Genomic DNA, 22834 nt, shown 5'->3' on the forward strand with positions numbered 1-22834 from the left:
CGTCTATCGTAATTTAAATTTCCAAATTGGTTTATCGCCTTTAAGATGTTCTACAAAATAGTTCCAGAGTTTTTTCTGAAAATAGTCAGCCGATTTTCCGGTGTATCCGTGATGCTGGCTGGGAAGGATCAACATATCAAATTCTTTGTCGGCATTTACTAAAGCTTCTGCCAGCTTAAAAGTTGCAGAGGGATTTACATTTTCATCAATTCCTCCATGAACAAGCAACAGTTTCCCCGTTAAATTTCCGGCCATTGTAATATTGGAAACCTTGTGATAACTGCTGTCTACAGGCCAACCCATATACATTTCGGGCCACCAGTCCTTTTCCATTCTAAAATCATGATCTGCAGAACTGGCTACCGCAACTTTATAAAAGTCCGGAAACTCTAACACGGCATGTCCTGCATCATAACCGCCTGCCGAATGGCCAAAAATGCCAACTTTGGTCGTATCAATCCATGAAAATTGTTTACCCATTGCCTTTATCGCAATTACATGGTCCAATAGGTTTTGCCCCATATTTTTATAAGATACATTATGAAACGCTTTGGATCGTCCCGCTGTTCCAAGTCCATCAACGGCAACCACAACAAAGCCAAGCTCAGCTAATGCCTGGTTGCCTCTGCTCGCCGCTTTTGAAAAACTATTTGGAAACATATAAGTGTGCGGGCCAGTGTACGTTTGGTCAATTACCGGATATTTCTTTGATGGATCAAAATTCGAGGGCTTCCAAATGGCAGCATAAATGGTGGTCTTACCGTCTCTGCCAAGCGTCGTGAATTCTTGCGGGAAAGGAAAGGATTTAGTTTCGGGTAGATTAATTGTTGCTTTAGCCAACTCCTTTAAAATCATTCCTGTCATCCCATCGCGCAGAACGGTTCTTGTCGGCTTTGTCATGGTCGACATATTATCAACCAGGTATTTACCGTCAGTTGAAAAACTCACATCATGATTTTCCTTTTCCGGTGTTAGCAGACTTGTTTTTTTGTTTTGATATTAACCTTGTAAGCAAAATCAAAATACGGGTTGGCCTCTTCTTTTCCTTTTGCAGTAAAAAAATATCTCCGGATTTTTTATTGATGAAAGAAATGTCGTTTACGTAATAATTGCCATTTGTCAGCCTTGTTATCTTTTTGCTTTTTAAATCCAATGCATATAGTTGCTTCCAGCCATCTTTTTCAGATGTAAATATGATCTGGTTCCATTCTTCTTCTAAGCGATAGTTAAAATTGTCAATGTTCGTTTCGCTGTTTTCAGTATAAAGTAGCTCCTTACTTTTAGTAACCACATCGTACAAGAAAAGATTAACTTTCTGATAACCCCTTACCCTTTCAAGAATCAGAGCTTTTCCAAAATCGGGCAACCATTCAAAACGTATTGAATTTACATTTCTGAATTCGTTGAGACGATTCGCCTCGCCTGTTTGCGTATTAAAAACAACCGGCGTCATATAAACCATATCTGTATCGCCTGGCGATCCACGATAGTAAGACAACAACTTGGGTTTGTAAAGTGTATCAATACTCCAGTCAAGCAGGTACATCTTTTTTGCGTTCCGCAGATCGCAAATGAAAGCCTGGATAAACTTCCCGTCAGGCGACCAGCTCACATCAAAATGTTCAGGACGATCACCATTTTCTCCTTCAATAATTTCTCCCCATCCATAATAGCTGGCATATTCATAATTTTTAGCGCCATCGAAGCTTAATTGCTTTTCTGCTCCGCTTCCGGTTTTTTTTATAAATAGATTATAATCCTTTACAAATGCGGTCCATGCTTTATCCGGCGATTCTGATTCCATGTTTCGTTTTGTTGATCGTCTTTCACCCCAACCGTTTTGAGTTCCATTTTCATTTTTTGAATCTGTTATTAAGCCGGTTTCGAAATCATAATTTTTCTTGTGCGATCCTGCGCTATCCTGCATAGAAAAGGTAAAGCCGCTGCCATCCCTTAACCAGGTTGGTCTTATAGCAGTATTCCACACTATATTTTTAGAAATATTGCTACCCAAAAAACTAACCGCTCTGTTATAGTCGGCAAGGCTAATCTGTTGTGCAAAAGAAAAAGTAAGAATAAGTATGCAGGAAAAGGAAAGGGCAAATTTCTTCATGATTTTTTATAACATCTGTATATTAAAAATATAATAGAAACAAGATGTAAAATAGCAAATGAGCAATAGTAGAACCGGCACTTTATTATCAGAATCCAAACATATTTTAGCTGCAGTTATCGTAAGAATTTTAAAACCAGCCTCTTCTTTTAAATAAGATCAGCATCCATGCAGGAATTAAAAGCATGGCACCAACAGCCATCCAGAAACCCCAATGCTGGCCGCTTAACGGTATCACCTGGAAGTTCATTCCAAAAATGCCACCTATAACTGTAGCTGGCGCCAGCACACATGTTACAATGGCCATCACTTTCATCACTTCATTCATCTTCAGGTTTACATTGCTGATGTAAAGGTCTTGCATGCCCATGATCATATCGCGATAGTTATCTACAAGATCGATTGCCTGAACGATGTGATCATAAACATCCTTATAAAATCGTTCATTAAACTCGGTAAGCAGTTCGCTATCGCTTTTAATAAGTCCGCCAATAACTTCCCGAACCGGATAAATACTTCTTTTTAAAACGATCAGCTCTTTGCGTAACACGTTCACCATTGCCAATGCGCGCTTGTTGGTGCCGCGTATAATTTCTTCTTCAATATCTTCAATGCGATCGCCAAGCTTTTCCATCGCCACAAAATAATTATCAACTATTGTATCTATTAAAGTATAATACAGATAATCTGCTTCTTTAGCCCTCGTCTTGCTAGTTGCTAATTTCAATCGCTCTCTAAGCGGATTAAAAAGATCGCGCGAGGGGTCGTCCTGAAATGTGATCACAAAATTTTTACCAAGCACCAGGCTTATCTGCTCCTGCCCGATCGAATTTTTTTCTTCATTGTAATAAAGAATATTCATCAGGCAAAAAAGTATCTCGTCTATTTCATCCACTTTCGGGCGCTGGTTCACACTCAATATATCTTCCCTCAATAAAAGGTTAATGCCATACTGATCGCCAATAAGGTCAACATCTTTTGTTCGCAGGCCATCAATATTGATCCAGATAATATGATCATTACATTTTAATGATAACGCCTCTTCAATGGAAATATTTTTATATTCCTTTATATCCGTCTTGCTATAAACATAAGCCGTTATAACAACCATTGCAGCCTCTTCCCTAACCGGGATTATAGTTGGGTTAACAGTAAGTATTTCTTTAGTTCGCTCGGTTCCGAACAGTTCCAACAAATTAGGAAGGAAAAGGTATCTTAAATATTTTTCCGGGCGCATTTTCATTTTTGGAAGATAAAATTTTTTTGTTGATCAACAGAAGAATATATGGCATCAGGATTGCGACGCTCCTTTTATCGTTCCGATTAAATGGCATCAAATTTTGCCAATCAACTTCATTGCTTTTTCCAGGTCTTCCGGCGTATCAATGGCTATATTTTTATAATTAGTTTCCGCAATATAAATATCAATGCCATTATATAAAAACCGGAGTTGTTCTAGTTTCTCAATTTGCTCAAGTGGAGCTTGTGGCAATGCGGTAAAAGCCTGTAGTGCTTCATTACGAAATGCATACACACCAATATGCAAAAAATAATCAACCGCAATGTCAGCATCTCTTCGATATGGAATGATACTGCGGCTAAAATAAAGTGCCTTTTGGTTTTTATTAGTTACCACTTTAACCATGTTAGGATTATTGGCGTCATTAACATCATCCATCTTTCTCATTAATGAAGCAACCTGAACTTTAGTATTATCAAACAAGCGCACCAATTTTTCCAGCGGCTCTTTTTGTATAAATGGTTCATCACCCTGCACATTTACGATCACATCTGCATCTAAATCTCGCGCTGCTTCTGCAATGCGATCTGTACCACTTTCGTGTTCGGTTAGGCTCATAATAGCTTTGCCACCGCGATCAGTAATTTCTTTATAAATAATGTCACTGTCTGTAATAACGTACACTTCATTAAACAGATCGCTGTTTAATGCTGCTTCATAAGTACGAGTAATAACCGGTTTATCGCCTAGCATCTTCATTAATTTCGCAGGAAACCGTGTGGCAGCATAGCGCGCCGGAATCATTGCTATTACTTTAGTCATGCTTCAAAAATAAATGAATCTTTTAAGAGAGATGATAGTCTATTGTCCGTCATGTTTCTTCTTCAAGAAAGGATCTTTCAATAAGTTTAAAAAATCTTCGTCTTTTTCGTTGGGATAATATTTATCTAGCCCATATTTTATTTTGGAAGGGTGCAGTGTTGTAAAGGTGCGAAACATGCGGTCCCATACAGAAAAGACTGCGCCATAATTACTGTCGGTATATGGCTGCATCCAGTGGTGGTGAACCTTATGCATATTGGGCGATACGAAAATATAGCTCAAACCTTTATCCAACAAAGGAGGCAGATTAATATTAGCGTGCGTAAATGCAGTTGTAATAACAACCAATGTTTGGTAGATCATTACGCTATACATAGGCGCGCCACTCATGAAAATCAGCAATAAAAAGAAGATACCTCTCAACAAACTATCGCCTGGATGATGTCGAAGGCCCGTGGTTACATCAACTTTATTGTCACTGTGATGAATTAGATGATAACGCCAGAGATAAGGATTTTTATGCATTACCCAATGCACCAGCCAGCTGCTAAAGTCGAGCGCAAGCACACCAATAATAATGGCTCCCCAAACATTGGCATTAAACCAATAAACCATTCCAAAACCAGCTTCTTTGCACCAATCGCTCAGCATTACAATAAGAACAGCTAGCGCTGTATGTATGATCAGGTGCATTACGGTAAAACCAAAATTCACCAAAGCATGTCGAAATTTGTTTTTACGGTATTGAAGTTTTACTAAAGGAATGGCGCCTTCAATTATCCAGAAGAATAATAAGCCTCCCACCAGCAAGGCCATTCTTTCGAATGGACGCTGCTCCAAAGTAGAAAAATATGTAATGACTTTGTCCATGATGAAATAGTCGGTAAGTCTGCAAGCCCGAAAGTCAGTCAATCAAATGCCTGAGAAAGTAAACACTACACAAAAGCGCACTCATCGCACTTACAGACTTACTGTCTTCCTGACTCTTCATTATTGGCAATAAGCGCTAACGCCCGTTCTATCTGCGGTTCAGCAACCATTAGCTTAATGCCGCCAACAGTATTAGCAGTTATCATCGTTACTGTATTTTCATCTTTCAACCAGCAATTAATATGCTCATCTTGCAAGCGGCCCATTGCTAAATGAGCGCTTATATAATCATCATACACGGCAGCAATAAAAAACTTCATATTTAAAATTAACTTAAAAAGATCAGTATCAAAAAACAAAAAGTGCCGCAGGAAATGCGACACTTTAGTTAAAACTTTTGTTGTCAGCGGCTAATGAAAAACAGATAGTGTGGGAAAATAAATATGGTTAAAATCAACCGTTGTACCATCGTTGCCGTATTGAATTTTTTTAACTAACGCCCCTGATGTTGCATTGTAAATCAGTAAATAATTAACACCGGAAACGGCTCCATAACCAGCAATACCGTTTAACACAATATAATCTTTATTGCGGTCGTAACGGATTGCTCCATAAACCATAAATGGATTAACATCTATTGATATAAAGGGCTTGCTTAATGAGAACGTATTGCCATCAACATATTTATAAATGTTAGCGCCCGAATGATAAAACACAGCATCCTCTTTTTAGAAGCTGTAAGCCTTGTTGGAGCATCGAGACCGAAAGAGCCTATCGAAGCAGGTAACGCCACTCCGCTTGTATCCAGGTTTTTATCAATTGCGATCAAACGGCTGCCCGTTGAGGCCCACACTTTTCCATTAGGTGTTGCCGCGAAGCCACGGTTAATATTGCTGAAGCTTTTTACGAAAGAGTAATTATTAGCTGAAATAATTTTAGCACCATTCGATTGAAGTATATATATATAATCACCAGCGTGCAACATGTCTCCGGTGTTAACTGCAGAAACTGAAGTGAGTTTATATTGAGGTGTTAACGTTCCCAGGTTAATAGCATAAACTCCATCACTGGCGCTAAGCAGGCCTTCATTTGTTTTAGTGCCAATCAGGCTTCTCCAATTGCTCGTTTCCTGGTTGTAACGGCCTTCTTCCTTCAAAGTTTCAGCATCAAGTTTTATAACAGGCCCGTTCAGCTTGCTCGTCAAATAGAGCTTGTTATCATAGACGCTGGCAAATTGAAGCGTGCTTGTTTTTGCGGCATTTGCAATTGTTTTTTCGGGATTTTCTTTTTCGTAAACTTTCGTAACTACTGTATCTGCACCATAGGCATAAAATTGTATGGTGCCGGATGTTTGTCCATAAGAACCTTCGGTGATAATGAAAAAGCCATTGGCATAAGGAGCCGCCGGGTCAACAGGGTCTGGTCCTCCGATTTCTGTTACATCATCTTTGGAACAAGAGAGTAGAAATGTTGCAATCGTTATAATTGCAATCAGCTTTGATAATTGTTTGTTATACATGATAGTCGTTCTGTTTTTACTTTTAGTTAAATCATTTTATTATTCTGAAAAATGCAGGTCTTTAATGCCGGTAATTTCTGTAGACACCTCACCCAGCCAACCCCGTCGCCGAGCGCGGCGTTTTGTATTTTTATAAAATCGATGGCACTCAGATTTACTTTGCTGCCTTGTGCATTAACTGTATTGCTGATGTCAACTTTGTTACCTCCGTTAGCATTGGTGAGATTGTCAGCATATCCCCATTCGTGAGGCAGGTTCGTAACGTAGCCGGGGTTGCTTAAGTTCAACTTACTTTTAAGCCAAGAACCTTTAAGTGTGTATTGGTCGGCAGTGATCCAGTCTGGATAGTATGCCTGTTTATGAAAATTATTTTTCTTTACAAAACCAGAACCTCCTTTATTATCCTGCCAGGCAACATCATCATTAGCTGATGCCGTACGGAAATAAGTAACTTCATAATTGCGCATATATTCTCCGGCTTTTCCAAATTCGCTTCCTGCAAGTTCATACCAGCTGTCGTCGGGTTTGCCATTGCCATTATCGTCAGCCATTACATAGACAATGCCTGGCTCGCTCCATTCTGGTAAAGCATTACCCATTATGTCAATATCGTTTCCATCCTTATTAGCCACACTATGGTCAAAGCCATAAATAACATAACCGCCCCAGGCGCCAAGACTTACCATTCCTGTCTTTCCTACAATTCCTTTAGCACTTTCGAGGTTGCCAGGAGCTTTGTTTATAAACTGTCCGGGCGCAGGAAGAAATTCGAACAGGGTATCAACAAAGGCTGATGAACCACCGACTCTTATTGGAGCAGCAACTTTAACGGTGTATTGTTTTTTAACTTCGCCAACATTATTAGTTGCTTTATAAGAAATGGCATATGTTCCCGTTGTATCGAATGAATACTCAAATACGTTATTGTTAGACACGACGCGTTCATTTATGTACCACGCTTGAGATACGTTGCCTCCCGAAGACACTGTAGCTTCAATTTTTATTGTTTCTTCAGCACGTACATTGATCGTTTCTTCGCTAATGGAGAATGTAATGACCGGTGCTGCAACGTCATCCTTTTTGCAAGAATGAAGAAAGAGCATAGAGCCGGCAAGGAGGATGGATAGATAGTAGATTTTTCTGTTCATTATTATGTTTTATTGAGTGATCGGTTTATAAACAAATGCAAAGTGTGCAGGAATATTGCCTGAGGTAACCGTGAAGATCTTTTTTCCGTCTTTGTTATATCCATGCAAAACGCCGGACGATACATAATCTTTAGCGTCTGTGATATAAATATTTCTGCTTATTGGATCTGCAATAATTCCGTAAGGCTTGTCCAGAGCGGCTTCTGAGCCATCTTTAATGAAGCTTCCGTTTAAAAGCGTTTCCGTTTTGGTATTGATTACATGATAGGTGTTTTCCCAATTTCCCGTCTTGTAGCTAAATTCAGAACCAATAATATAAGCTGAATCTCCTGCCAGGCTTAGGTTAGCGGCTGCAATGTCAAATCTTTTTTTAACAGCATCTGTTTTAGTATCGATCACAAAAAGCCGTGAAGGGGTCTCATAATAATCACCGCGGGATGATACATACAAATCTCCGTCAGCATCAGCTTTTAAGCGATGCAGATTAATAGCCACATCAATATTTTTTATGTTTTTGAAGGAAGACAGATCAATAACGGAAACCGTTTTTTCATAATCCGGAGGGCTATAACCGCCTGAATTAGCGATGTACAGCTTGTTTCCGACAATGGCCATTTCCTCGGGCTGTCTTCCCACTTCGGCCGTTCGTTTAATATTCAAAGTGGCCGTATCAATTTCCACAACAATTCCATTGGGCGCGTTTGGTCCTAGAGCGATCTCACCATTATAAGCGCTGGCATAAACTTTTCCATTTGCAAATGTGATGTAGCGGCAATTTTTAAGCGCAATTGTTTTGATTCGCTTTGCAGTTACAACATCCATTACTTCTATCTTGTTGGATGCATTAATTACAGCATACAATTTAGAACCATACGCACAAATATCATTGCCAACATCACCTAAACCCAACGTTGCGTCAGGGTTTGCCTGCGTATAGATATTTTTCCGGTAAGTACCGCTTGCATAATCATAATAATCCAGCGATGCCATATTGGTGTTCCAGTTACCTTCGTTCAATACATAAAAACCAGCGATAGTTGTATCTGCTTGTGGCGGTAGCGGAGTCGATTCTTCTCCATTTAAATCGCGCTCTTTCCTACAGGAAAAAAGCAAACATGTTATTGCTATAAGTAGAATTGTTTTGTTCATATTAGAGATTTACAGTGAAGGAGAAACGATAGCTCCTTCCGGGCATGGGAAAGTTGTGTACCACATCGTAATATTGATTAAATAGGTTATTGATATCGAGGCCAGCTTTCCATTGCGGACGATGGTTGTTATTTTGATAAACAAAACCAAGGTCGGTGGTGTAAAAAGGTTGTATATAATTAAGTGCTATATTTTCTGGCAGCGCATAACGCTCACCGGTGTACATAAAACTGTAGTTGAATGATAAAGCTTTCCATAAAATTGAACCATGCGCAGTACCGCTATGCAATGGCATATATGGTATTTGATGATTGTAGGATGACTGCCCCGTTGTTTTATTGATGGCTTTTTGATAGGTGTAGTTAAACCCGCTATTCCAGGCGATTTCTTTACCAATAAGTTTTGTAACTCCAATATTAGCTTCAATCCCTTTTATTTGTACGCTTCCCAGGTTTAACATCATCCAGCGGAAAAGATTAGCAGAAGGAACCGCTACAATTTTATCTCTCACCTGGTTGTAATAAGCATCAGTCTGAATAGAAATATTATCGAAAAGATATTTACTCTCGTGTGTTAAGGTAAAACCAAGGTTGTATTGCTTTGTGTATTCTGGCTTTAGTAAAGTGTTGCCAATAAGTGTGTAATACAGATCATTAAAAGTAGGCATACGCAAGCTTTCTTTATAAAAACTTCTTAGCCTGAAAGCCTTACTGGTAAAGGGTTGATACGAAATAGCTATTGTTGGCGATATCGCTTTTCGATCTGCCGATCCTTCAAAATATTTTACATGCTCGTCGAAATAGCAGTATAATAAAGATGCCTGAACGGTAAGGCGCTCCCATTTAAAATTGTTGTTGAAGCTACCGATATAAGAATAGCGTCGAGGATAAGCAAAGCGATAAAGATTTGCATCAAGCTTGTTGTAAGAAAAATCTGTTGATAACCCCACTTCCCACCATTTTATGGGTATATATTTTTGAGCAACTGAAGCATACCATTCGTTTTGTTGATAGGTATTGTTTAATAGCCCGCTGGTTGTGATATAATCAGGATCTAAATATCTTGTATAATCACTTGTATATTTTAGATTGATCAGCTGTATGTGTTTAGCAGAAAATGCGTTTTTAAAAGATCCGTGTACAAAAAGTTTCGATCCCATAAACGCTGTGGGTTATAAAACCTGTTTTCTACAATGGCACCTGGCAAACCTCTGTTGGATTGATAGAAATAACTTTTAATAAATGCTTCGCCCGAGGAGTTTATTTTTTTAAATAAAGCCGCTTCTGCTCTCCATGCTGTAATATCAGCATTTTGGCGAATAGCAGTTGTGTCGAATAATCCCTCTTGTTTATAGAAACGATACCTGCCGTGAGCCGTTACCAGCTCGGCATTTGCAGATAAAGAAAGATTATCGGTTAATTTTTGCTGCCAAAGGAAGGATGGGTTTGCCAACCCGAAAGAACCTGTTTTAAAAGCTGCACGTAATTTTTTCTTTTGTGAAGAATCGAACCGCGGCCTTGTTGTTTGCAGATATAAACCGCTTGAAGCAAAAAAGGCTTTAGCAGGTTGCAATAATTCAGGATTGTGGCCATTGTATAATTCTATTGCTTCAATATTGTCTAATGAAAACTTGCCCAGATCAACTGTTCCGTTTTGCGCATTGCCAACACTTACGCCGTCTAAAAAAACGCCTACATGTTGCGTGCCCATACTGCGAACATTGATGGTTTTTAAACCGCCAATACCGCCATAATCTTTTAGCTGAACTCCGGAAAAATAGCGAATGGCATCGGCTACAGAAAAGCTATTCAACCGCTGCAAAGCCGCACCATATAAAGACTGTACAGGCGTTACCGATGCGGCCAAAAATCTTTTTTACTGCTGTTTATTTCAACAAGCTCCAGCTGTTTTACATGCAAAGAGTCGGGGGTTTGCGCAAAAACAATATTTACACAAAACAACTGCGCCATCAAAAAACAGCACCTTAATGGGTGCATTAAACAATACTGCATTAACTATTTGATTAAAAAGAAATCAAACAGCTTTGCGAACGATTGAAAACAAATGGGTTGCTATACAAAAAGCATTTGCATTCAAGCTTCAGTCCACGAAAGCTTAAAACCTATCTGCTTTGGCAGGTCTCCTGACTTGTTCTCATTTTGATCGGCCTTCCCACCCCGAACGTTTTCGGGACAGTGGCTAAAAGATCTGTCAAAATGTTTGGTTAGAACTTACAGTAGCGGGTCTGTTCAGGATTTACACCTGATTCCCTTTTAATTAACTGCGCCCGGAAAAGAGCGAGTTAAACCAATGCGGCGCGAAGGTAGGAGTAATTTTATTAAGATAGAAAAGTAAGCAGGCATGCGTACATCCTCGTTGTTGGATTTCAAAAGCCAAAGCTTTCATCACCCCAGGCGAAGCGAAATAATGAGGTCTGATATCTTATTAAGATGCCTCCACTTCGCTTTGCTACGGTCGGCATGACGACCACCACAACAATTCGGAACACATTAGTGGTGTTGCAATTTTTAAGATTTAAAGAGACTCCCACTTTATTCGTTTACCACCTGGATAATTTTTGAGTATCGTTTAGTTCCGTCTTTGTCAACTTGTGCAATGCGCACAAAAAGGTTCTTATTTTCAGGGTCGGTGATTGGATCTTTTTTATTACATGAGTTTGTTACAATAAAAAATACCAAAGCTGTCAGCGGAATCAGTTTCCATTTTTTTCTGAAACTAAAGCCGAATAATATCGCCACAGCGAAAAGCGAAAATCCCAACACCGTGCCCAAAGATTCTTTTCCTAACCTTATTTCATAGTTTATTGGCGTGCTACTGTTGCCGTCTGTCGCTTTACTTTCTATTGTTTTTACAACCGAAAATTTTTCTCCGTCTGTAGAGATTTCGATGTCGAAATGGCTATTATTTGTTTCTGATTCGGTAACCCAGTTTACCTGTAACAGGTTGCTTTTTCGGGTAGCTTTAATGCTGCCGAAGGTTACAGGCAGGGCGGCATTATCAACCACTTTATAAATTGTGTTGCCTGACAATGACGCAGCATATAAAGTTCCGTTTTCTGCCTCTCCAAATGCTACTATATCTGCCGGAAGTCCCGCACTATTCTGTTGTTGTACGTTCCACCCACCAACTCCGTCAGAACTCGCGATCCATTGATTATCGGAAACATAATCAGAGAAAATATAATATCCCTGCATGGATGGAAACTCAGCACCTCTATACACGAATCCTCCGGTTACAGATTGTCCGCCGGTAGCATCATCCCGGCCGTAGGTAAAAATGGGGCTTATATAACTTGATTGAGGAAGGCAATCGGTAGTATTGTATGCAGCAGTGCCTTCGTAACATCGCCAGCCATAATTAATACCAGCGGTGGCATTTGATGGCCGATAATTTATTTCTTCCTGTGCTGATTGTCCTACATCGGCAATCCACATATCGCCGGTAGTGCGGTCAAAGCTCCATCTGAAAGGATTTCTCAAGCCTATCGCCCAGATCTCATCCAACACATCAGCATTTGCCACATATGGGTTATCGGGAGGTATTGTGTAAAAAGGAGCGGTAGCTGTTGTCGTCACATTTATGCGAAGCATTTTGCCTAATAAGCTGTTTCCGTTTTGAGCATTGTTATTAGGATCGCCCCCACTGCCGCCATCACCTGTAGCGAGATATAGATAGCCGTCCGGACCAAATAAGATCTTGCCTCCGTTGTGATTGCTGAACGTGGGATGAGGAATATTGAGTACTATTTCCTTTGAAGCCGGATCGCCGCTGTTTGCATCTGCACTAACGCTGTAACGAGCAATTTCGAGGCTGAAGTTGGGCAGCGTATAATACACGTAAAAGAAACCGTTGCTTTCATAACTAGGATGAAAGGCCAGGCTTAAGAGTCCGCCCTCACCTTCGGTGCCAATGCCGCTAACTGTAAGAAAGTCTGAAAGATAGGTTAATGACTGATCGTAGACTTTAATAGTGCCGGTACGTTCCACCACAAAAATTCTATTTGTGCCATCGCCTGCATTTACAATATCTATCGGACCAGTTAAACCCGTGGATATTCCTGATTCGTAACCAATTTCGGGTTGAGCGAAGACAGAGGAAATACAAAAGAGGCTTACCAAAACAGGTAAAAGAAAGCAGAGGGTGCGTTTTGCGGCCATAAAAATAGTTTAGATGGGTCAAACATGGGGTTAGGGCAATTTCTTACAGGCAAATATTGCGCCGATAATCTGTAAAACTTTCGTCTGCATAAACTTATGACAGCATTTTGTCCGCGGTTTTCACGAATTTGTACAAAAGTTTATATATACATGCTATTTTCGAACTATGAGTTACGACATACATATAACGAGACAAGAATCCTGGTTTGATGGAAATGACAATAAAAGAATTTCATTGGATGAATGGAAAGAATTCTTAACGAATGACACTGAGATGAGGCTTGACAATTTCACGGAGACAACAATAGCTACAGGTGAGTTAATAAGGGTGGAACGTGATGGACTTTCTGTATGGACAAAATATTCTGGCAATGGACTTGATGGTAACTTTGCCTGGTTTGACTATAATAATGGAAACATTGTTTGCAAAAATCCAGATAATGAAATTATCAATAAAATGCTGGATATCGCAGAGCGACTAAACGCAAAAGTTCAGGGTGATGAAGGAGAATTATACGAAAAAAACGCAGATCAGAAAATTCACATTAAACAGCAAGCCGAAAACGAAAGCTACAAAATAAATACACAAAAACCATGGTGGAAATTTTGGTAATTATTATGTTGCTGTTTCGCATAAAAACGGATGCATCGTAATATCAAACCTAAATCTTTTTAAAACTTAATGTTCTTCCTGATCTTATTCATTAGGGTTGTAACACCGTTGAAAGTTCCGGTATAATATTGCGCTTCTTTAAAGGAGGGTTTGAACTGGCTTTCGATTATTTCAGAGGATTCTGTATCGCTTAGCAATTTAGTCACGAACGGACCATAATCGATTCTTATGCGGCGCAGGTTTTTACTGATGCTTATCGTCATGCACTTATCGCTTTTGCCATGAACAGCTGACCATTCATCTAATAAAGCCTTGTTGGCCTGGTCAAAATTTTCGGCGGTAATGGATGGGTCTTTTATGGTAACGATCTTTATGGGGATCAGGTTGCTTTTTTCAAAATTGCGAACTAAGGAATCCAACTTTTTTCTTCTTCTGCTGTAAAAATATCTTCATAATCGTACACATAATTGATATCAGCCGGAGTGGCTATTTGCTGTGTTGGAAAAACAACATTTGCTTCTGGTTTAGAACGTATTGCTGACGGCAACGAAGATGTTTTGCCAGACGAACCGCATGAAAGCATGAATAGCGTTGAGAAACTCAACAGTAACCATGCTAAACGAACCGGGGATTGTTTTAAAATTGATGCCATATATTCAGAACGATAAACCGAGTCCCGTGAGCGGGATAAACTGTGGCAATTTCGATGCCAAATGTTCTAAAGCTGGGTCAAAAAAATTACTGATTTAACATCAGCGGCATTACCAGCATCAGCAACTCTTCGCTTTCATCCTGCTCAACAGGTTTAATAAGGCCCGCCTTTGTTGGCGTGCTTAATTCCAGATAAACTTCTTCGCTATGCGTGCCATTCAGCATTTCTATAAGGAACTTCGCGTTGAAAGCAATTTGCAGGTCTTCGCCATTGTACTGGCATTTCATGCGCTCGTTACCTTCAAAACTGAAATCAACATCTTGTGCGGCTAATTGAAGATCGCTGCCGCTAATGTCGAGCGCCACCTGATAAGTGCTTTTGTTACTGAATACACTAACGCGGCGAAGTGCTCCTAAAAACTCCAGCCTGTTAACCGTAAGCCTGTAAGGGTTTTCCGTAGGGATCACCACTTTATAATCAGGGAAACGGGCATCGATCAAGCGACAGCTAAGGCGTGTGGTGCCATGTGTAACAAAAAAGTGGTTGCTGTTGTAGTTCAATACTATTTCATCGTCATTGTCGGGCAATGCCGATTTTAATAAGTTAAGCGGCTTGCGGGGAACGATAAAATTGTCGCCTCCGGTTGCTTTTGCATCTTTACGTTTGTAACGTACCAGGCGATGTGCATCGGTAGCTACAAACTGTATTCCGTTCGTATCCAGCTCAAAGAAAACGCCGGTCATGGCCGGACGAAGATCGTCTGTGCTGGTAGCGAATAATGTTTTATTGATGGCTGTTACCAGGGCAGAAGAAGTCATTGTGAAAGAAGTGGTATCATCTGCAGCAGGCTCTTTAGGAAAGTTATCGGGGTTTTCGCCCATCACCTTATACTTACCGCTGTCGCTGGTAATTTCAACACCGAAGTTTTTATCGATATTAAATGTAAGCGGTTGATCGGGAATATTTTTAAGCGAGTCGATGAGGATTTTACCGGGAATACAAACGCGGCCATTATCCTTTGCTTCAATTTCCATTTCGGTTCTCATTACTGTTTCCAGATCGGTGGCTACAATTGTGAGCTTATTGGCTTCAATTTCAAATAGAAAGTCTTCCAATATGGGCAATACGGTATTAGCGTTAATTACGCCCGAAAGGTTTTGCAGTTGTTTAAGCAAAGCGTTTGATGATGCGATAAATTTCATCCGAGTATATTTTTTGTGCTGCCCCTGATTTACAGGACGCAGCGAAGCTACTATAAAAAAGAATTGGTGCAATATAATTTATTTATAGTAATCAGGGGGTGATTTGGGCTTGAAATGGAGGCTTGGAGGTATAAACTTTTTTGGCCGCAGCTTCGCAGATTTTTTTGGCGAATTCTTAAAATGAATCTGCGGCAATTAGTTAATGATCTCTGCTTTTTCAAGTTTTGCCAACCTTTCGCGCCATGTTTGAAGTTCTTCGGGTGTTAGCCTTACCCAGTCTGTTACTTCACCAACTATTTTCAATGGTGCCTGGCTGCGATAAGAGCGTGTTGGGTTGCCCGGAAATTTTTTGTCAGTAACATTGGGGTCGTTTTCAAAGGTTCCCGTTGCTTCCACAATATAAACACGTGCGCGACCATTACCGTTGGCCAGCTCGGCTGCAAGGCCAGCTCCGTTAGGCAAGGCTGTGAAGTAAATATGATTCATAATGACTTCGGGTTTGTAATTAGAGTTGAAACCCGCTGTTAGCAGATCGCCAACCTGCAGATCTGCTTTCGTTCCGTGATAAAAAGGGCCGTTGTCTAAAATGTCTGTGAGGGTTTTGCTTTCCATACTTGTGCTATGAATTTTTTAGGGGATTAAAAATAAAACATATGTAGAAATGACCTATGGAATAATGTTAAAATAAGTTCCCCGTTCTAACGGCCTGATCTATTTTCTTTTCCACTTTTTTGCTTGCTATTTCCGGCTGAATTACTATCATCGGTGTGCTTGGCATATCGACGTTTGGATATTTGCTTAGGTCAGGTACTTACACAAAAACTTATTTTGATCAGGGAGTTTATTTTGTTTGGGATTGGGTGTTAATATGCGATTTACAAAATAGGCTGAATTCAAAATCTCCCAAGGCAGCAGCGGCTACCGTGGGTTCCGTTTAACTAATTTTTCATTGTTCGCCCGCTGGACGTAACGAAAGCTTAGTTATTAGGTGCAGTTATTTTATTTCAATTTTCATGTCTTCAAATTTCTCAATTAGTTGTTGAATGTTGATTGTTTTTATGTCTAACTGAGAACATATTGCTGGTATTTTTTGAACACTTTATGATCGTTGCTTAATTCTGTTTCTTCCGTAACAAGGAATATTTCTTTTGTTGGATAGTCTTTTTTGAGATTTAAGCTGGTTAAAATCATTTTCATGTCGGCAGAGTTCATAAAGTCATTCTTTAATGAGTCATACTGCATATCAGTAAGTCTTGCTCTCTGAACCGTTACCACAAAATTGTTGTCCACCATTCTATAAAATCTTGCAGGTGCTGGTGGTAAAATAAATTCCGAATTAAGTGGCAATTTGTTTGTCTTGTTAAATGACTTGTCTTTCAAGAACTCAAGAACTTACAGAACAATTCCCTTTGATGTATACTCACATTCTTCAATTATTTTGTCAATAACCAAAATCTCGCCAATGGCGATTTTCGTTTTGATGATGTCAAATAAAATGTTCTGTTTGTCAAATGGCAAGTAGTAACGAACCAACGACAATAATGAGCTGGTGTCAATTACTATTTTCATAAAGGAAGTTGTCTATTTTTTCGGGTTTAATGTTTAACTTTTTACAGAATTCATATTCATTAATTACGCCCTCGTAAAACGCCGTTTGAATTGTAGAAACTAATAAAGGTGATTTTATTGGTATTGGCGTTGAGCCGCCTGTATTGATACCGTTTTGCTTGTCTAGCTCTCTTTGCTTCTTCAGTTCTTCATTTTTTATTCTAAACTCTTCCTCAAATTCGTTCTTAACTTTTCTATAGTTGACGGGGCTAATTTTGCCCAACAGCAGCAGTTTTGTAAAAATTGCAAGCCTGCTCAATTGTGTTCTTTCAGAAATAGTTTTGATTACATCTATATTGTAGTCATTTTGGGAGGTAGATTGTTCCAGGCTTTCAATGACTTTTTCAAATTCACCACTTAAAAAGTAGTACGCAAATTCATTGCACCAAATTTCAATTTTGGATACATTTTGATTTGCCAAATCGTGATAATCAATTTGGTCTATTTCTTCTTCATCTAAAAGATAATGTCCTAATTCGTGTGCAAGTGTGAAAATTTCTCTTTTGAAAGAAATTTGCTGTCTTTTTAAAACAATAACATTGGGTTTAAGAAAGAAGCCGTCAATATTTGCTTTTTCTTTCTTATTCCAGGTTTCTACAAATTCAAAAACCAAAATATTTTTTTCAGCAAGTTTTTTAATTAGCTCTGTCAAATACTCCTTTGGTTTCTCCCTAAATTCAGGATTTATTATTTTCCTTATTTCAGTCGCCACATTTTTGGGGGAAGTATTAATTTTAAAAACTGGCAAAACTCGTTCAAACTTAATGTCTGAAAGTTCGGCAATAGCTGATAGCGAGATTTTGAATTCTTCAAAGTGGTTAACTATTTTTCTAGCACCCAAACTCAAATCAACATCAAATTTTGATTTTCTGAAAAAAATGCTGGCGTCTTTTGAAATATCTGGCGACTTTGGGTCTAGGTAGTAGTGTATTCCTTTGTTGAAAACTTTGTCAATGCGTTTAAGATGAGAAAGCTCAATGTTAGGATTTAAAACTTGTTCTTTAGTAATTGGTTTTGAAAGTCCTTCGCTAATAATATGCAGTAGCTCCTCAACTGACATTTTTAGTAAAATCAGCAAATATTTTAACCTATTTATATTTTGTTCAACTTTCAATAAAAGTTATTTTTTTAGATTGCAAAGTTAGTCAGATTTTTGTCATCAGTCAAGGCTACAACATTAGCAAAAATTGCGCCCCCATCAAATAAATATACGCAAGTTTTTCAACCGCACAAATTTTAATCAACTGGTTTTCAGCCTTTTTCTTTTAAATGTCTCACCATATATACAAAATGCGAAGCTCCCTGGATATACAAAACACGACCGTACAAAAATCAAACACCGCCTCTAAATAGCTTCCCCAATACAGCTAAAACCCTCTTTACCCACCCAAAGGCACGCACCCCTACCTCCAAGGTGAGTAGGGGTACCATTTAGGTAGGTCAGGGAAGCTAAAACCTACGCTGACGAAGCATAAGAGGTGGGTACCCCCACCCCAAAAGCTTCAAGCACCCACCTGCATAGGTAGGTTCCCCCACCTTAAACCTGCGTCGTCCGAGCTTGGAAGCTCCGCCGTTCCGGCTTTGAGGTAGGTCCCCCACCCTAAACCTTCGCCGACCTACCTTAAAGCCGTGCAGCCGAACCTTTGGGGTGGGTGGAGAAATCCGAAAGCATAAAAAACCCTATTAACTATTCTCGTTTATATTCTGTAGCAAAAAAATCATTTTTTTATAGTCAGAGCCTGCTCCCTCTCCACCTGGAGAGGGGCTGGGGTGAGGTCTTCCTCCGGATTCAAATGCACGAGACCGCACAGAAATAAACAGCTAATTATTTTTCTGTGCCGATCCGTGTTTTCCCAGCCCGGATGACCAGTCGGACGGGTGTGAGAATCATTCGTGCATTCGTGGCATTGATTTCATCGACATGTTGAACCGTTTTTCAAAACCTTTTGTATCTTTCCTCCCACTCTATCAAAAACAGAAAAGCATGCTAAACAAGCTCATTAACCTGATAAAGGGCAAAAGCGATCCTGCAACTGAAACCGTACGCATTCCTTTCGGCAGGTACTCCGATAATAATAAATCCGTTACCAAAGGAAGCCGCTGGACCGAAGCCGATAACCTCTTTAAGGATCAGAAGTATATGGATTCAATCAATGCTTTTTTTGATTACCTCAAAGATGATGATCAGAAGAATGTGAACTTTAACGGTAGCGCCGATAGGTTTGATTTCGAGTTTTTCCAGGGATCGAAAGTAGTAAGGGGCCGGCTGGAAAATGGTACACTTTCCGCCCAGGTAAAGCTGGCACGGATGCCGCAGCCTTCAGTGCCTGTAATGCGCCGCCTGCTGGAAATGAACTTTGGACTATATTATAGCCGCTACACGCTGAATAATGATGAGCTCTGCATGCGTTTTGATACCAATATCGAAACAGCTAATCCAAGCAAGCTTTATTATGGCCTGAAGGAGCTGGCCATTAAAAGCGATAAACAGGATGACCTGCTGGTGCAGGATTTTTCTTTCCTGGAGCGGCTGGATGAAGACCATGTGGATGATATTCCGGAAAATGAGAAGCAGGTAAAATATGAAGGCATGCAAAGCTGGATCAAAGAAACCCTCGAAAAAATTGCTTCCGTTGATGCAGATAAGTTTTCGGGCGGCATTTGCTACCTCTTGCTGGCGTTGGTATATCGAATAGATTTTTTGATTGCTCCCGAAGGACAGTTATTGAACGAATTGGAGAAAATATCAGGTATCTATTTTAAAAAAGATGACCGGCAGATGGTGGAAAAGAACCGGGACATGATCGAGGAGTTTAAGAAACTGCTGGACAAACCCAAAGAGGAAGTTTTCAAAAACCTGTTCCGGTCCAGGTACACGTTCTCCATCGTTACGCCGCAGCCGCATAAAACTATTGCAGACGCTGTTCATGAAGCGAACAATAATATGCAGTGGTACAGGGATAACAGCCACGAGTATTTTGCTAATAAAATAATAGAATACGGGCTTACCTATTGCCAGTATTCTTATAGCTTGCCCAAGCCACTTACCCAGCTGATAGAAATTTTTATGCAGGTAAATTATCCTGAATATTTTAAAGCGCTGGGTTATACCCAACCGTTGTATATGCCTGTGACCAATAAGTTTGAGCAGGATGCGATCACCGCGCGCATCAGGCAGATTCAAAACCAATGGCGGCAAAAATATCCGCTCATGAATTTCGACACCAACCAGTTGTCTTTCACTAATCTTTTAAGGTTCAATCATAGCTTTAGCAACCAGGTTGAGTTGTTGAATATGAATAATGAATAGTGAATGGTCATGGTGAATAGTGAGATGTACAGAAATCGTAATTCGTACATCGTAATTCGTACATAAATTTAACAGCAATGAATTCACAAGATATTATAAACATTTATCAGAACGCGATCATTCAAATTGCCACGCAAACCGGCACCGGTACCGGGTTTTATTTGAAAAATTATGGACTGATCGTTACCAATAATCATGTTATTGCCAACAACCCGGAAGTAACGATCGCTGGTAAAACTTTTGACAAAACCTTGTCGAGAGTTTGGTACACCGATGTGCAGCACGACCTTGCTTTTTTAGAACCGCCAACTGACGTGGATCTGCCGGAATTAAAATTAGGCGATTATGAAGCTATGAAAGATGGCGATAATGTAATCGCCATCGGGCATCCGTATGGGTTGAATTACTCTGCCACACAAGGTGTTATTTCAAAAGTGGATCGCATACGCGAAGGTGAAAAATATATACAGATCGATGCGGCGATCAATCCCGGCAACAGTGGCGGCCCATTGGTAAACTATGCCGGAGAAGTGATCGGCGTAAACTCGTTTGTTATAAAAGGTGGCGACAATCTTGGTTTTGCGCTGCCGGTAAGCACCTTGAAAGAGGCGCTCGATCTGTATCTTACTTACAAAGGAAGCGCCGCCACCAGGTGTTCCAATTGCGATTATCTGGTTACTGCCGAAACCATCGATAACAATAAATATTGTCCCAGTTGCGGCTCGGAAGTGAAGCTGCCCCAATTGCCCGAAAAAGAAATAGAGCCAATGGGCGTTGCCAAACTGGTTGAAGATATTTTGCGCGAACTGGGCAAAGATGTGCGCCTGGCGCGCGATGGAGCCAATATGTGGAGCGTAAAAGCGGGTTCGGCAAAAGTGAAGATCAGTTACAACCCCGAGAATTATTTTGTAGCAGGCGATGCTTATTTGTGTCAGATGCCGCTGGATGCGCAGAAGATAAAACCACTTTATCAATACCTGCTTCAGGAAAATGACAAGCCACACGGATTGGTATTGAGCTGCGTTAAAAACAATATCGTATTAAGCCGCCTTATTTACGATCTGGATATGACCAAAGAAAGCGGCGTAGCCGAGTTTAAAAATCTATTTGAACAAGCCGATCATTACGACGATTATTTAAAAGAAGAGTTTGGGTGTATTGCGAGGTTGGAGGAAGTCTGAAGCATCATTTAATTGAAATGATGAGAATGATTTTTTATTTGACCAGCAGATGAATAAATATCATCTTCCTTGCGTCGCACTCTTCAACAGTAGTACTTATGGCATCCTACATAACACAAGTTTTGGGTCTTTTTCCTTTGCGAAACGCTTCAAACAAAGCGGCAATCGTCATTGCGAATGGAACAAAGTGGAGTTGAGCAATCTCGATGTAGTATAAGAGATTCCTCCGCTCGTTTTGCTTGAGGCAAAACTTCGGTCGGAATGACGAGCACGTATCCCGTCATCGCGAGCGTTAGGAGCGAGTCAAGCGGGTTCAGCTTTATAAATAATTTTAACCCTAACGCTGTACGAGGTGTCCAATGCTGTTCGAGGCGTCCTCGCCTCAAACTTGTATGCTATCGCCTCCGGGCGATTGATAAAGGAGAAATAAATATTAAGTTTTACGGTTTGCAAAAAATGGAACAAAATTTCAAATCCAAACAATCATTGACAAAAGAACAGGCGTTGCAAAAGCTGCGGCATTATTGTGCGTATGCGGAACGTTGTCATAATGATGTGATCAGCAAATTGTATGATTTGAATGTTTGGAAAAAAGACCATGATGAAATCGTTGCCACACTGATCGAAGAAAATTATCTGAACGAGGAACGGTTTGCCAAACTCTTTGCCGGCGGGCATTTCAGAACCAAACAATGGGGAAAGAATAAGATCATTCAGGGGCTTAAGCAAAAGGGAATTAGCGCGTATTGTATAAAAGCCGGATTAAAAGAAATAGATGAAGCCGATTATGAGGCCACACTCCAAAAACTATTTCAGCAAAAATGGGAAAGTGTAAAAGGAACTCAAAACCGGTTTGCAAAAATGAAAAAGGTTTCAGATTATTTATTGCAAAAAGGGTATGAAGCACAACTCATCAACCAACTATTCAATAAAATTTAAAATGAAGGATACATTAACGGTTACACTTGTTCAAACAGAGCTGGCTTGGGAGCATAAAGAAGCCAATCTGAAAATGTTGGAGCAAAAAATAAAATCCATTTCAGAAAAAACAGAAATAGTGATACTGCCTGAAATGTTCTCCACCGGCTTTACGATGAATGCGGCGCAAATGGCGGAAACCATGGATGGCGAGGCCGTGGAATGGATGAAAAAATATCAGCTGAGAAACGAATTGTATTAACCGGAAGCCTGATTATAAAAGAGTCCGTTACTGCCCCTCTCCATCCGGA

General features: G+C 40.0%; 22 protein-coding genes, 1 pseudogene and 1 riboswitch. Of the genes and pseudogenes, 5 read left to right on the forward strand and 18 right to left on the reverse strand.

Annotated elements, in window-relative coordinates; all coding sequences use genetic code 11:
• Window positions 1-3: 3 nt before the first annotated feature.
• The 12 genes and pseudogenes from MKP09_RS19750 to MKP09_RS19810 form a co-directional block, all read right to left on the reverse strand.
• The gene (locus tag MKP09_RS19750) at window positions 4-948 is read right to left on the reverse strand and encodes an alpha/beta hydrolase family protein (protein ID WP_240832004.1); all 945 of its coding nucleotides are present in this window, start codon (window positions 946-948) and stop codon (window positions 4-6) included.
• Window position 949: 1 nt separating this feature from the next.
• The gene (locus MKP09_RS19755) at window positions 950-2113 is read right to left on the reverse strand and encodes a DPP IV N-terminal domain-containing protein (RefSeq protein ID WP_240832005.1); all 1164 of its coding nucleotides are present in this window, start codon (window positions 2111-2113) and stop codon (window positions 950-952) included.
• A gap of 130 nt (window positions 2114-2243) precedes the next feature.
• Window positions 2244-3356, reverse strand: a complete 1113-nt coding sequence (gene corA, locus MKP09_RS19760; RefSeq protein ID WP_240832006.1) for a magnesium/cobalt transporter CorA — start codon at window positions 3354-3356, stop codon at window positions 2244-2246.
• A gap of 90 nt (window positions 3357-3446) precedes the next feature.
• Window positions 3447-4175, reverse strand: coding sequence for a 3-deoxy-manno-octulosonate cytidylyltransferase (kdsB, locus tag MKP09_RS19765; RefSeq protein WP_240832007.1), 729 nt, complete (start codon window positions 4173-4175; stop codon window positions 3447-3449).
• Between the two features lie 39 nt (window positions 4176-4214).
• Window positions 4215-5045 carry a sterol desaturase family protein gene (locus MKP09_RS19770; RefSeq protein WP_240832008.1) on the reverse strand — a complete coding sequence of 277 codons (831 nt, stop codon included), beginning with the start codon at window positions 5043-5045 and terminating at the stop codon, window positions 4215-4217.
• Window positions 5046-5143: 98 nt separating this feature from the next.
• The gene (locus MKP09_RS19775) at window positions 5144-5365 is read right to left on the reverse strand and encodes a putative signal transducing protein (RefSeq protein WP_240832009.1); all 222 of its coding nucleotides are present in this window, start codon (window positions 5363-5365) and stop codon (window positions 5144-5146) included.
• 90 nt (window positions 5366-5455) lie between these two features.
• Window positions 5456-6564: pseudogene (locus MKP09_RS19785) on the reverse strand (DUF5074 domain-containing protein).
• A gap of 26 nt (window positions 6565-6590) precedes the next feature.
• On the reverse strand, window positions 6591-7712 hold the full coding sequence (locus tag MKP09_RS19790) for a PKD-like domain-containing protein (RefSeq protein ID WP_240832012.1): 1122 nt from the start codon (window positions 7710-7712) through the stop codon (window positions 6591-6593).
• 9 nt (window positions 7713-7721) lie between these two features.
• Window positions 7722-8861, reverse strand: a complete 1140-nt coding sequence (locus MKP09_RS19795) for a YncE family protein (RefSeq protein WP_240832013.1) — start codon at window positions 8859-8861, stop codon at window positions 7722-7724.
• A gap of 1 nt (window position 8862) precedes the next feature.
• Complete coding sequence (locus MKP09_RS19800; protein ID WP_240832014.1) at window positions 8863-10020, reverse strand: TonB-dependent receptor domain-containing protein; 1158 nt, start codon at window positions 10018-10020, stop codon at window positions 8863-8865.
• Complete coding sequence (locus MKP09_RS19805) at window positions 9954-10727, reverse strand: TonB-dependent receptor (RefSeq protein WP_240832015.1); 774 nt, start codon at window positions 10725-10727, stop codon at window positions 9954-9956. The genes MKP09_RS19800 and MKP09_RS19805 overlap by 67 nt, the downstream gene beginning before the upstream one ends.
• 250 nt (window positions 10728-10977) lie before the next feature.
• Window positions 10978-11188: riboswitch (cobalamin riboswitch) on the reverse strand.
• 225 nt (window positions 11189-11413) lie between these two features.
• Entirely contained in the window at window positions 11414-13039 is a 1626-nt protein-coding gene (locus MKP09_RS19810) for a PQQ-dependent sugar dehydrogenase (protein ID WP_240832016.1), read from the reverse strand.
• Between the two features lie 166 nt (window positions 13040-13205).
• Between MKP09_RS19810 and MKP09_RS19815 the strand changes: the two genes are divergently transcribed.
• The gene (locus tag MKP09_RS19815) at window positions 13206-13652 is read left to right on the forward strand and encodes a hypothetical protein (protein WP_240832017.1); all 447 of its coding nucleotides are present in this window, start codon (window positions 13206-13208) and stop codon (window positions 13650-13652) included.
• Between the two features lie 59 nt (window positions 13653-13711).
• Here the strand turns inward: MKP09_RS19815 and MKP09_RS19820 are convergent, their stop codons facing one another.
• The 6 genes from MKP09_RS19820 to MKP09_RS19845 form a co-directional block, all read right to left on the reverse strand.
• The gene (locus tag MKP09_RS19820; protein WP_240832018.1) at window positions 13712-14071 is read right to left on the reverse strand and encodes a TPM domain-containing protein; all 360 of its coding nucleotides are present in this window, start codon (window positions 14069-14071) and stop codon (window positions 13712-13714) included.
• A complete protein-coding gene (locus MKP09_RS19825; protein ID WP_240832019.1) occupies window positions 14059-14304 on the reverse strand; it encodes a hypothetical protein in 246 nt (81 codons plus the stop codon). The genes MKP09_RS19820 and MKP09_RS19825 overlap by 13 nt, the downstream gene beginning before the upstream one ends.
• An 86-nt stretch (window positions 14305-14390) precedes the next feature.
• Window positions 14391-15506, reverse strand: coding sequence for a DNA polymerase III subunit beta (gene dnaN, locus MKP09_RS19830; RefSeq protein ID WP_240832020.1), 1116 nt, complete (start codon window positions 15504-15506; stop codon window positions 14391-14393).
• Between the two features lie 195 nt (window positions 15507-15701).
• Window positions 15702-16118, reverse strand: a complete 417-nt coding sequence (arr, locus tag MKP09_RS19835; protein WP_240832021.1) for an NAD(+)--rifampin ADP-ribosyltransferase — start codon at window positions 16116-16118, stop codon at window positions 15702-15704.
• A 450-nt stretch (window positions 16119-16568) separates the two neighbouring features.
• Window positions 16569-16853, reverse strand: a complete 285-nt coding sequence (locus tag MKP09_RS19840) for a hypothetical protein (RefSeq protein ID WP_240832022.1) — start codon at window positions 16851-16853, stop codon at window positions 16569-16571.
• 205 nt (window positions 16854-17058) lie between these two features.
• Entirely contained in the window at window positions 17059-18228 is a 1170-nt protein-coding gene (locus MKP09_RS19845) for an ImmA/IrrE family metallo-endopeptidase (protein ID WP_240832023.1), read from the reverse strand.
• An 870-nt stretch (window positions 18229-19098) separates the two neighbouring features.
• Between MKP09_RS19845 and MKP09_RS19850 the strand changes: the two genes are divergently transcribed.
• The 4 genes from MKP09_RS19850 (at window position 19099) to MKP09_RS26720 (ending at window position 22785) form a co-directional block, all read left to right on the forward strand.
• A complete protein-coding gene (locus MKP09_RS19850; protein WP_240832024.1) occupies window positions 19099-20424 on the forward strand; it encodes a YbjN domain-containing protein in 1326 nt (441 codons plus the stop codon).
• A gap of 77 nt (window positions 20425-20501) precedes the next feature.
• Entirely contained in the window at window positions 20502-21605 is a 1104-nt protein-coding gene (locus tag MKP09_RS19855; protein WP_240832025.1) for a trypsin-like peptidase domain-containing protein, read from the forward strand.
• 456 nt (window positions 21606-22061) lie between these two features.
• Window positions 22062-22544 carry a regulatory protein RecX gene (locus tag MKP09_RS19860; RefSeq protein ID WP_240832026.1) on the forward strand — a complete coding sequence of 161 codons (483 nt, stop codon included), beginning with the start codon at window positions 22062-22064 and terminating at the stop codon, window positions 22542-22544.
• Between the two features lies 1 nt (window position 22545).
• Window positions 22546-22785: a nitrilase-related carbon-nitrogen hydrolase gene (locus MKP09_RS26720; protein WP_262915540.1), complete on the forward strand. Its 240-nt coding sequence runs from the start codon at window positions 22546-22548 to the stop codon at window positions 22783-22785.
• Window positions 22786-22834 lie beyond the last annotated feature (49 nt).

This window comes from Paraniabella ginsengisoli (assembly GCF_022513635.1).
Taxonomy (GTDB): Bacteria; Bacteroidota; Bacteroidia; order Chitinophagales; family Chitinophagaceae; genus Niabella; species Niabella ginsengisoli.